This is a genomic window from Paenibacillus allorhizoplanae, assembly GCF_927798215.1.
In the GTDB taxonomy this organism is placed as follows: Bacteria; Bacillota; Bacilli; order Paenibacillales; family NBRC-103111; genus Paenibacillus_E; species Paenibacillus_E allorhizoplanae.
The window spans coordinates 143943-156306 of sequence record NZ_CAKMMW010000012.1; the positions used below are offsets into that span (position 1 = coordinate 143943).

Annotated in this window: 5 protein-coding genes; 2 read left to right on the top strand and 3 right to left on the bottom strand. The window is 45.1% G+C overall.

The annotated features are described in order from the left end of the window. Window positions 1-192: 192 nt before the first annotated feature. From L6I86_RS19905 to L6I86_RS19915, 3 genes are all read right to left on the bottom strand, one after another. Window positions 193-3348 carry a S8 family peptidase gene (locus L6I86_RS19905; RefSeq protein WP_236289904.1) on the bottom strand — a complete coding sequence of 1052 codons (3156 nt, stop codon included), beginning with the start codon at window positions 3346-3348 and terminating at the stop codon, window positions 193-195. A gap of 100 nt (window positions 3349-3448) precedes the next feature. Beyond that, window positions 3449-4849: an MFS transporter gene (locus L6I86_RS19910; RefSeq protein WP_236289906.1), complete on the bottom strand. Its 1401-nt coding sequence runs from the start codon at window positions 4847-4849 to the stop codon at window positions 3449-3451. A 63-nt stretch (window positions 4850-4912) separates the two neighbouring features. Beyond that, window positions 4913-5512 carry a TetR/AcrR family transcriptional regulator gene (locus L6I86_RS19915; protein WP_236289908.1) on the bottom strand — a complete coding sequence of 200 codons (600 nt, stop codon included), beginning with the start codon at window positions 5510-5512 and terminating at the stop codon, window positions 4913-4915. Window positions 5513-5883: 371 nt separating this feature from the next. Here L6I86_RS19915 and L6I86_RS19920 point away from each other — a divergent pair, with 371 nt between their 5' ends. Beyond that, window positions 5884-9810: a polysaccharide lyase family 8 super-sandwich domain-containing protein gene (locus L6I86_RS19920; protein WP_236289910.1), complete on the top strand. Its 3927-nt coding sequence runs from the start codon at window positions 5884-5886 to the stop codon at window positions 9808-9810. Window positions 9811-9949: 139 nt separating this feature from the next. Further along, window positions 9950-12262 carry an AraC family transcriptional regulator gene (locus L6I86_RS19925; protein ID WP_236289912.1) on the top strand — a complete coding sequence of 771 codons (2313 nt, stop codon included), beginning with the start codon at window positions 9950-9952 and terminating at the stop codon, window positions 12260-12262. The last annotated feature ends 102 nt before the right edge of the window (window positions 12263-12364 follow it).

Sequence of the window (12364 nt, forward strand, 5' to 3'; positions counted from 1 at the left end):
ACGTCGCTGCTGTCCGTAACATCTGAAAAAGGAGCATATAGCGTGGAATAACGTCTCCCTTGTCCGTTAGGATACGGGGGAGGCAATAGGGATCCAATCTTGTGTGACGAAAAACGCGTTGCAAAAAAACCATGGAAGACGGCCAAATGGCCGCTTTCCATGGTTTTTTGTAGTGGGCTTAGAGCGCAGCCCTTATTGTACTTTGTCCAACAGTCGGTAAATCACAACCGCTGCCTGGGCTCTAGAAGCGTTATCCGTAGGAGCGAATTGCCCCCCTGTTGTTCCGCTGAGTAGACCTAAGGCAGAAGCGATTCGGACGTAGGATCTAGCCCATGTACTAATCGTGCCTTCGTCGGCATATTTGACCTCTTGTGTGGTGACGATATCTTCAAGCTTTTTACCTGTTGCATGTAAATAAGCATTGACCATAGTTAGGGCCATTTGCTCTCGGGTGATAGGCGCATCGGGAACAAAGGTTTGCTCGCTCATACCGCTGATAATACCCGCAGAATAGGCGGCATAGACGGAATTCCGATACCAAGCATCCGCGGATACATCTTGGAATATGTCTGTTTTGCTACCTTCTTGTAATTTTAACGCTTTAGCGATAATGGTGACGAATTGTGCTCTTGTTAATGTAGTATCAGGTTGGAAGGAGTCTTGATCGATGCCATCGATGATCCCTTTGCCAGCCAAGTTTTCAATTTCTTTTTGTGCCCAATGGTCCTTAATGTCCTTAAGGATCGTATCGTTTTGCTTCTCAAGAACGGCATATTTGGAGAAATGGGCAAGTGAAGCCGTCATGGTGCCATCCGAATTAAGAGTGCCGGCGATTGGCGTCCAAGCACCTTGATCTTCATCATAGAAATAAACGCTTAGTTTATGAACATCTTTGACCTTTTTGGCATCAAAAGGAATAGTAACCTTCACAGGTGAAGCGAATGAATTGATTTTCGACCCATCCTCGGTTACAGAGAAATCATAAATAGCGGATGCTGATGTGAAATTCGGGATGGATGTATTGGTTTTGCTTGATGTAAATAGGATTTTGCCAGTTGAAAGCTTGATCGGCCAAGCATTTGGTGGAACCTGCATGTTGATATCATTAGCCTCGATAACAATCGGTCTGTTCATTTGCGAAGCTTTCTGAACAATATCAGCGTCCATCTCGATGGAGAGGATATCCACGTTTTCCTTCGTTCTAGCATCAAGCGTTAGGTCAGCCAAAGCTTTATTTAATAAGATTAATAAATCAACGTGTGCTGGTTTGAACTCATAGGCCATTTTCCCATCGGCATTGAGGGAGGGAGGTTGTTGTGAGCTGCCGCCACCGCCGCCACCCCCACCGCCACCGACTCGGGGTGCTGTAATTGTATATTGATAGATAGCATCTTCGCTGAAAACATTATGGTGCAATGTAGCAACGGTTAACTGAGTATTCGTGCTTATTTTCAGCGAAACACCTGAGTAATTAAAATAAGCGTATTTGGATTCATCTTTCGTAGTAAGTTCAACATAGATGGAACCTTCTTGATAAGGAGATGCGATGGTCACATTCTGTTCACCAACGTAGGTGCCTGAAGACAGGTTAACAATAGGTTTGGAAGGTAGACCAAGAAATGTATAAGAATTGGAGTGGTGATGATAATATGTGCCTCCTGGAACAGGCTCACTCCACAATCCATGAATATTAATGTGATGAACAGGATTATTCGTATTAAAAGCAGCTGTCAGTCTGGCTTTACCATCTTGTAATTGACCTGATGAAAGAGCTCCAAGGTAATAACTTTCATCACCAACTCTATCATAGGAAGTTTCATTATAGGCCCTGGCTTCAAGAGCAACATTATAGGTAGCAGTTACTACCGTATTGTTATGAATGTCTAATAAGGACAAATCATAAATTACATTTGGATTCGTTGGATAATTTTCCCCACCAGGCGCAGGAGTTAGCTTCAATCTAGGAATTTGAAAAGCTCGAATTCCATCGATTAAACCATCGCCATAAGCTGCGGAGTAGGAGACATGTGCGCTGGTAAAAATCGTATAAGGAATAGATTTATTTATGCTCCCATTTAGTTTTAATGAAAGCAAGCTGCTTTGATATTTAGAAGCGGAGGTTTGAAGAATATTTCGAATATCCTCTTCATCCAGGTCTTTATTAGCTGCCTTCAATAAAGCGGAAAGTCCTGTGATAAACGGAGTTGCTTGTGACGTACCTGACATGTACATATAGTTGCCACCCATGGCAGTACTGTAAATATTAACACCAGGTGCAACAACGTCTACCTTTCCTACGTTGGAAAAATCCGCAATCGCATAGCTTTTATCTGGCAGCTGAGCAATAGCTCCTACACTGATGACTTCCTCATAGGCAGCAGGATAATTTGTGTACCTAGCATATCGAATGGTGTCACTGTCAGTTGGTAAGTCCCATTGTCCTGGCTCTGTATTTATCCAATGATTACTCTCGTTCCCTGCAGCGGAGACAAGCACAATATGCTGAGCATGAGCTTTCTTAATGATTTCGTGCAGGGCTTTGCTATCGCCACTTAACCCCAAGCTCATATTAATAAGATCAACGTGGTTATCGATCGCGTATTGAATGGCATCAATTAAAAGGGATGAATCACCTTTGCCCTTATTATCAAGTACTTTAAGAGGCATAATCTTGACACCTGAAGCAACTCCGATCTGAAGGTTACCTTGAGATTGTGCGGCTATAATGCCTGATACATGGGTTCCATGGCCATTATCGTCCTGAGGTGTAATTTGCGTGTTAATAAAGTTGCGGCCTATGACAAGGGCGCTCTGAAGGTCTGGGTGATACATATCCACACCTGTATCCAAGACAGCTACCGTGACTTCCTTATTCTTATTGGGATCTGAGAAGTTGCCCAAATCGTCAACATGTGCCGCGATTTGTCCCCAATGCTGCATGTAAGAATCATCACCGATATAGACGGTGTTAGTAACCGAGGCTGTGCGGGTAGAATCATCCGTTGCAATCAAATGCACCTTATAAACCGGTTCCGCATACTCCACATTCGGGTCCTTTTGAAGTTCATTGAGCTTATCCGAGACAGAAAGATCACTATTGAAGTTAAGCGTTGTCCATGAAGAAACTGCGTGTGCGGAAGATGCCAGGATGCCGTTAGCAGCTGGTTGCTGCTTGTATTTGACGAGCACTTTCCCCGGAACGATGTCGCTCTCATTCCAAGATGGGGCAGTGGATGTGGCGGCTAGTTCATTCGGTTCTTGTGCAAAGCCGACCGTTCCAAGCGAAAGATTGAAGACGGTAAAGAGTGAAACGAGTGCAAGAAGTAACTTTCTTTTATGTAGAACCATGACTTCCCCCTTAAAAATGTAATATGAATACGAAATTAAAGTCCATTTCATATTTTACATGTTGAGAGGGCGGATTTTTGTCGGAATATGTCGAAGAGTTCTAAATATTCGATAAAATAGTTGGTTGAGTCGCGTTTACACGACGTTTCTGTTTTCCAAACGAAATATAATACAAACCGAGTATGATAAGCTGTGAACCGACCAACACGACATAGATATTACTAAAAATAATGCCAGATCCGTGGCTGAAAAGTGGATTCCAGCTAGTCAGCGAAGCTGAACCTAGATCGACGGCCTTACTATATAGACCGATGGCGATACCCTGCCCAATGAAATTGGCCATCGACAACATGCCCATCCCCACGCCGACCTGATCCGCCGGAAGTGTTCGGGAAACGGAATTATTCACCGCAATGACGATGAAGGACTGACCCACATTGCCAAGAACCAGGAAAACGGCAATAAGCAGCGGTGAACTGCCAGTAAATGTGGCAAGTAGAAGGAAGCAGGCTAACAATAAGCTGGAAGCAATGTAAGCAACGTACGAGTTGCCTTTGGCATCGGCGAGCTTGCCACCTCTGCGGCCAATTAGGGCTGACGCTGCGGCGGCAGGAACCAAGGCAAAACCAATCCATACGGAAGGAAGCTGTTGAACATCCGTTAACAGCAAGGGACTAAGTACATAGAGCGAGCAGCAGCTTCCGCTAATGAGGAACGAGAGGGTAAGCCCGAGCGTATATTTTCGATTTTGAAATAGCTTCGGTGCAATAAATGGCTCACCCGCGGTACGAATACGCACCATGAATAATCCAAGAACGAACAGTGCGCCGAGTAAAAACCAGAAGCCGTTCGTCACGCTGAGCAGCAGTAAAGCAATGGTGATGCCTAGCAAACCGCCGCCAATCCAGTCGAACTTACTTGAACTTACAGGCTGTTCATTGCCTAGGTATTTGCGGTAAAAGGGAAGAGCGACGAGCACAACAAGAGATACCGCGAACAACCAACGCCAGTGTAGTGTGCTTATAATGAGAGCTGCAATCACAGGCCCAAGTGCATTACCAAAAGCTAAACCGACAGCTGTCATGCCAAGTGCTGCTCCTCTTCGCTCGGGAGCGAAGTAGCGTAATGGGATAATCATGGCAATCGCGGGAATGACCGCGGCACCAGCGGCTTGTAAGCATCGGCCGACCAGCGCCATGCCAAATGTTTGCGAAGTCAGACCGATCAAGGAGCCTAGCGTAAACAAAAGAAGACCGAAAGTAACTAAATCTTTTAACCTATAGCGATCAGCGAGCTTTCCATATGTAACAGCGCCGATGGCATAAATCATGATATAAGCCGAAGATAGCCAGCTCACTTGGGCTATTGTCAGCGCAAATTCCTTACTGATTCTTGGGAGGGCTATGTTAAACATAACGCCGCTCATCATGGATAAGGTCATGGTGAACATGAGCACACGCATTAATTTGTCAGCGGTTTGCAATGGTGCTTTGGTTGCCATAAGAGGACACTTCCTTTCAAAAAAAGACTGTCAGTACTTACTGTCATGCGACTGAGAAAAAAACTAGGGCCGTAAAGCCCTAGCAAATAACTGGATACTCTCTTGCACGAAGGGTGCTAAGGTAATGCCGGGATAGCTTTTTTGAGCATCAAGATCATTCATGAAAGCTCCAAAATGCATCATAATGAAGGTAAAGGCATGCAACTCAGGGTTTGTTGAGACGATTTTCCCTTTTGCGGACATTTCAATGAAATAATTGGTCAAAATCTCGAGCAGCTGTTGAGGATGCTTCTGGGTACGAGCACGAAAGCCGGGTAATTGACCCTCATCTTCTTTGAGGGAGATCTGAATCATTTTCCGATTCCTATTCATGATCTCATGGTAGGTCGTGCAAACGAGAAGAAGATCCCTCTCCAAATCCCAGACGAGCTTCTCGGCAAAAAGTTTCTTCATCTCTTCCGCATAATGGTAGCGGTCGAAGGCAGTCTCTAGAAGCTTCTGTTTCGTGCCAAAATGGCGAAATAAGGTCTTCTCACTAAGACCAGCCGCGGTGGCAATTTCCAGCGTCGTTACGCCGTTATAGCCTTTTTCTGCGATTAAATGGAGCGCAGCTAATAGAAGTTTATCGCTGCTACCCAGCTTGCTGCTACTGCTGTCGTCCATGGTATCCCTCTTCCGAATCAATGTCAGTACTCACTGACATTTATAATAAATGGGTTAGAGATTAAAGTCAATGACGATTTTAGATTAGACTTACTAACAGGTAGACGGTGAAAACGAGAATGCTCAAAATTGGATATGAAGGATGCTAATGTGTTAAAAAAAGTGCATCGAATCGGTAGAGAAGCCTGTAACAACGGGGTTCTCCTTTTTTTGTCTCCGACTAATTACGCAGCAATAATTGGTCATTGTCACGGAAGAAGCGGTCAGGTACGATCGGAGTTGTGCAAGGCCAAAGACTTAACATACATAAGGAGAAGAAATTTTGTTCCATAGTCTTGATAATTGATAGATGTGATCGGGAGGATGAATTGATGAAGAAGATCAAAAAGAAAGTCAGTGTGCTGTTGGCTGCTAATTTGCTTTTTAGTGTGGTTGCGTCATCTGTTCCATTTTATGAAAGCGCAACCAATCAGGCGGAAGCCGCTGCGGTGAATTTGATGACGAACGGAAGTTTCGAACAGGCGACAACGGCCACAGATGCTAATTGGACCAGCGTGAATGCTCCTGTGGGTTGGGGGCTATGGATTCCTACTGGAAGCGGGAAGGCCCCAAACAAAACTGTCAATGTCACGCTGGATATGGCGGCTGCCCATGAGGGAAGTAAGTCGGTGTTGATAGATGCATTTGCAACGAGCAGAGTCTCCATTAATCAGACGGTAACGCCAGTGACCGCGGGGAAATCCTATCGATTGAAAATGTGGTTGAAAACGGAGAATGTGACAGGAACAGGAGCTTACTTCAGAACACAATTTTATAACGCAAGCAAAGTTGGAGACGGTCCCTCAACCCCCAAATTGTTAGGTACGAACGATTGGAAGATGCAACAGGTTTTTATGACAATTCCAACGAATGCAACCAAATTGGTCATCGAACCATTTCTAGAGACAGGTATGGGGAAAGTATGGTTCGATGAAGTAAGTCTGGAGGAATATAACGGCGTAACAGGAATTGCTTTGGACCCAAGCGCGATTTCCATGACAAAAGATACAACGACTACACTCACAGCGGTGCTCACTCCCGCGAACGCAGTGGACAGAACGGTGATGTGGTCTTCAAGCAACCCAAGTGCAGTGACAGTGGACAGCAATGGAAATGTGACGGCCGTAGGGGTGGGTACTGCAACCATTACCGTTGCGACACCAGATGGGACGATTTCAGCACATTGTACAATCAACGTGGAATCAGCGGAAATGGCAGCATCGTACAGTGCGCTTCGACAGAAATGGTCCGATAAATTAACGGGCGGTACCCTGTTCAACCCAGAGGATCCGGATATGGCCACTAATCTCACCAAACTGAAAGATAGTGTATCGAATGCTGCTCAAACAGGTTTCTGGGACACCTTGAATAAAGCTGGCAATCGGACAAATCTATGGAGTGATTTGACGAGCACAACAGATTCGAGCCAGATTAGCACGGCCTACGGTCGTTTAAAAACGATGGCCTTAGCTTATTCCATGCCAGGGACTCCTTTGTATCAAAGCACTTCGCTGCGAGATGATATCGTAAGCGCTATGGAATGGATGTACACGAACCGATATAACGAAAACAAGAGTCCATATGGCAATTGGTGGGACTGGGAGATTGGTATCCCGCAAACCTTAAATGATCTCATCGTGCTCATGTACGGGCAATTAACACAGGGGCAGATCACCAAGTATATAAAGCCGATTGATAAATTTTGTCCAGATCCGAAGGTAGGTTCCGTTCTTGGTGTCAAAGGAAGCAAAATGACGGGGGCTAATCTGCTGGATAAAGCACTGGTTGCTACGGTTCGGGGTGTGATCGGAAATAACAGTGCCAAGATATTACAAGGACGCGATGCGATGGGTCCAGAATTTGCTTACACCGATCATGGAGATGGTGTTTATGAAGACGGTTCCCTTGTTCAACACACCAATATCGCCTATACGGCTGGATACGGAGCAGTATGGCTAAGCAGAGCCGCGGATATGACGTTCTTGTTGAACGGATCCCCTTGGCCAGTAACCGATCCCAACGTCAACAACGTTTACAAATGGGTGTCAGATACGTTTGAGCCGGTGATTTATAAAGGTCTCTATATGGATATGGTCAATGGCAGAGGCATGTCGAGGCAAGCTTCAGGCAGTGCCAGAGGCACGATTACAACGTTGCTTCGCTTAGCCGAAGGAGCGCCAGCGGATGTGGCGTTATCCATCAAGCGAATGGCGATGGAGTGGATTTTCTCCGATACGACATATGCGAATTATTTCGATGGCTTGTCTGTTTACGATTTGAGTCTCGTTAAAAATCTATTAAACGATGCCTCGATTCAGCCTAGAGGTGAATTGATCAAAAATCAGGTATTTTCAGGAATGGACCGTGTTGTCCATTTGCGTGAAGGATATGGCTTCGGAATCAGCATATTCTCCAATCGCATCTCGGCCTTTGAGAAGGGCAATAACGAGAATTTAAAAGGTTGGTATACAGGGATCGGTATGACGTATCTTTACGACCAAGATCTCAACCAGTATCGTAATGATTTCTGGCCGACTGTAGATTCGTTTCGTTTGCCAGGCACGACAACAAATGGTTCTGGCAAAGGCATGACGCCAGGTGAATGGACCTCGTACATGAACGCGAAAGAGTGGGTAGGAGGATCGACGATCGATGGGCTGTACGGCGCGTCAGGCATGGACTTTTCCTTGACCAAAGTGACAGGAAGCGACCTGCAAGGCAAAAAGTCGTGGTTTATGTTCGATGATGAAATCGTTGCATTGGGCGCAGGGATTTCAAGTAACAGCGCTGGACCACAGCCTGTAGAAACGATTATTGATAACCGCAAGCTGAATGATGCGGGTGATAATGTGCTCACCGTGAATGGAGCAGTCAAACCTAGTCAGCTTGGTTGGTCGGAAAACATGGGGAACGTTAAGTGGGCTCATTTGGCTGGAAATATGCCAGGAGCCGACATTGGCTATTATTTTCCAGAAGCAACAAATGTTTATGGACTGCGCGAAGCGAGAACAGGCAAATGGAGCGACATTAACAGCGGCCAATCGGCGACGCCAATCACTCGGAATTACATGAGCCTGGCCTTTGAACATGGGGCTACGCCTTCGAATGCTGCATATTCGTACGTGATGCTGCCACATAAAGACACTGCGGCTACTCAGCTTTACAGCCATGCGCCCGATGTTGAAGTATTAAGCAATACGACAGATGTTCATGCGGTTAGAGAGAAGAAGCTCGGAATTACAGCAGCGAATCTCTGGAATCCAGGTACAGTTGATTTTATTACAGCACGTAATCCATCATCTGTCATGGTGAAGGAAAACGAATCGGAGTTAAACATAGCGGTATCCGATCCAACACAAAAGCAAAGCACGATTACGCTGGAGCTGAACAAGGCTGCATTATCGCTTGTACGCAGTGATGATACGGTTACGATTGTACAAACGTTGCCGACGTTAAAGCTCCAGATTAACGTAGCAGGTTCAGTAGGCAAAACGCACGTCGTAACGTTCAAGAAGGATGCGACAGCTCCAATTACGACAGATAATGCAAAGCCAGATTGGCAGCGCAATGCTCAGACTGTGACATTGACTGCTAACGATGAGGGCAGCGGCGTGCAGAAGACGTTCTATAGACTGGCCAATGGCACGTTTACGGAAGGGAACTCAGTTACGATCACTGAAGATGGGGTACATGAAGTCCAATATTACAGCGTGGATAATGCTGGAAATCAAGAGTCGATCCACACAGCGATTGTGAAAATCGATGCATCGGCCCCCATCATCGTTCCAACCGTTTCGATGGTTGTGTACTGGACGGCTGGTGGCAGTCTGAATTTCGATATTTCCGATCCTGTTAGTGGCCTAGCTGGGAAGTCGCTTCAATTGAACGGTAATGCAGTAAGCCTCCCGTACACGTTCAGTCCTTTAAGTCTGACAATTGGCGATCTTCCCGTAGTCGTTACGGCAACGGATATGGCGGGGAACGTTACAAGATCAGCTTACACGCTAAAAGTAATGATGGATGCTGATCACTTGGATGAATTGGTAAGTTATGCGTTCCAGCAGGGCTGGATTACTAACCAAGGCGTATATAACAGCTTGCTAGTTATGATTGATGTTCTTCAAAAGCATTTGAATCAGACACAAGATCAGCATGCATTCAATGCGTTAGAAAATCACATTCGTGCGCAATCAGGTAAAAAGATTGAAGCAGCTTTTGCTGAGAGGCTGTTAAACACTATTGCCTTTTTAAAGTCATAAGTTGAACAAGTTCCTGGAAACAAAGATCACCCGACTTTGTCTGTAAGACGAAGTCGGGTGATCTTTATTCCCTTGAAGACTTGATTTTATAGGTATAACCGATTAAAATGCTCATTATTCAATGAATGAGGTGATTGCCATGCGCAAAATACTTACGAATTTGTGGAAGCGTTTTTTCAGACGCAAAACGATCTTTCGCAATATGGTGACCCTATCCTTGTTTGCTGCCATTATTCCCGTTCTCGTCGTTGGGATAGGGAGTTATTTATATTCAGCCTCCGCTGTACAAAGTGAAGTGAATCAATCGAATGTTCGGATCTTAAATAACGTATCCTCAACCATTGATTCCACGTTAGATCGCCTGCAAAACAATGCGATCCAAATGTTGCTAGGTTCATTTTTTAGTTCCAATTTGGTGGAATTGAAGAGCACGAATTACACTGGTTTTTACTCAGGGATTTCACGTGAATTATCTGCGCTTATCAATGGTAATAAAGAAGCTAGCGATGTTGCTGTGTACGTGCCGGATGAAGGCTATTTGATCTCTCCGATTTATGGGGGGAGACGAATTGAGGGTATGGGGGAACGCGAGGCGCTCCTTAAAGAGCTTGCTGTGGATGATCAGCTCAAATGGGTAAGCGGACCCTACCCTTCTATACCCAGCTATAACGACAATGGCGTTACGTTAGTTGCCAAATTGCCACTACTTGCTAAACAGCCAATGGGTCTTATGTTTATTCGTATTCATGAAGAGCTGTTTCAAAACATCATGAAACGTTTTATAAGCTATGAAGGTGAACAAATGTTCATCTTGGACGAAAAGGGAGCACTTGTTACCTCGATGGGGGGGAATGACGTTCCTCACGGTTTATTTGATCGCGTTGCTCAGAAGGGTTCCGAACAGCGTTTCCAGTTCGCCTTTAAGGGAACCGAATATATGGTGACCCCGATTACTTCTTCTTTTAACAAATGGCAATATATCAATATGGTTCCGATCGATCAATTGAATGCCAAGTCGAATGGGATTAAATTAATCACACTGGTCATTGTTCTCATATGCTTGGTGTTGGGTGCACTCATAACGCTGTGGGGGACACGTCGTGTCTATCGTCCCATTCAGAATCTTGTCGCCTATGTGAAAGACGGCCAAACCGATGAGGTGGAAACCGATGAAGTGGGATTCGTGCACAAGCGATGGGCAGAGCTCAGCAGCACGGCTAATGACATGCAACAGCAGCTGAGTGACCAGCTGCCACTTATTCGTGAAATCTTTGCCTTGCAGCTCTTGCAAGGGCGATTCCTCTATTATTCCGAGGATCAACTGGCCTCCATGCTTCGGAGGTATAACGTGCCTGCAGATAAGGAAAGCATCGTGATCGTGATTGCCTTCGATTTGCAGTCAGAAGGAAAGGTGCGTTTCCAAGAAAATGACCGTGAGTTAATTGTATTTGCTGTGAAAAATATAGCAAGTGAACTTATACAATCCCATGAGATGGAAGGTATAGGCATCAATCTGCTGAATGATCAGGTTGCTGTTTGGCTGTATAGGGATCCACTGCAAGCGGAAGACGATGAGTCTGACATCAAACAATTTGCCGAGAGATTGCGGCTGCTTGTCTCTGACTATTTGCATCTGCAGGTTACGATTGGGCTCAGTGGGAAAAGCGAGCAAATTAGCGAGTTGCCTGAATTATACGAAGAGGCGTTGCTTGCGGTTCGTTCTCGTATCATTGTTGGCGGGAATCAAGTCATAGTCCATACGAGTGGTAAAAGTCATTCAGACATGCATTATCGGTATCCGTTGGAAATCGAAACTCATTTTGAGAATTCGCTGCAGCTTGGCGATCGTGATGAAGCAGTCAGGATGATGGATGAGTTTGCCAAATCGATGGGTGCTGCGATTCAGAAGCCTGAGCTCATTCAAATGTCGTATTATCGACTGCTAACTGCTGCGATTCGCACGGCCTACATGCTTGGATTGGATACAGCTCAATTATTTGGCGAGTCGAATGAAGATCCGTATCTTCATATCCGCAATATCAGTACGACCTACGAACTGAATGCCTGGTTTAAAGAGCAATTGGTTGAGCCTATTGTTGCTTATGTACATGGCAAGCAGCATCAGGAGCATGAGCAGTTGATTGCGAAAGTGGTTCGGTATATGGAGGAGAACTATCATTTTGATTTGTCGTTGGATCAATGTGCACAAATCTGTGGATTGAGTCCACAATATTTAAGCAAGTTGTTCAAAAAGAAAAAGGATCTCTCCTTTATTGAATATTTGACCAAGGTAAGGATTGAGAAATCCATTGAGTTGCTTCGTACGACCGATTTATCGGTTTCCGATGTGGCTGAGCGAGTTGGGTATCAGATGAAAAACTTTATCCGGGTATTTAAAAAGCAAATGGGTGTGACACCAGGTCAATTCCGTGGATCAGACGAGGAAAATTAGAATGCTCAAAAATCGTTATTCAGATTCATTATGAAGCGAAAAATGAGGAAAATAGGAAGAGAAACCGCGTAGTTACGGGGTTTCTCTTTTTTTTGTCTTGAG

Excerpts from the sequence above, each read along its gene's own strand:
- L6I86_RS19905 (WP_236289904.1), bottom strand. The coding sequence starts at position 3,348 with ATGGTTCTACATAAAAGAAAGTTACTTCTTGCACTCGTTTCACTCTTT.
- L6I86_RS19925 (WP_236289912.1), top strand. The coding sequence starts at position 9,950 with ATGCGCAAAATACTTACGAATTTGTGGAAGCGTTTTTTCAGACGCAAA.
- L6I86_RS19920 (WP_236289910.1), top strand. The coding sequence starts at position 5,884 with ATGAAGAAGATCAAAAAGAAAGTCAGTGTGCTGTTGGCTGCTAATTTG.
- L6I86_RS19915 (WP_236289908.1), bottom strand. The coding sequence starts at position 5,512 with ATGGACGACAGCAGTAGCAGCAAGCTGGGTAGCAGCGATAAACTTCTA.
- L6I86_RS19910 (WP_236289906.1), bottom strand. The coding sequence starts at position 4,849 with ATGGCAACCAAAGCACCATTGCAAACCGCTGACAAATTAATGCGTGTG.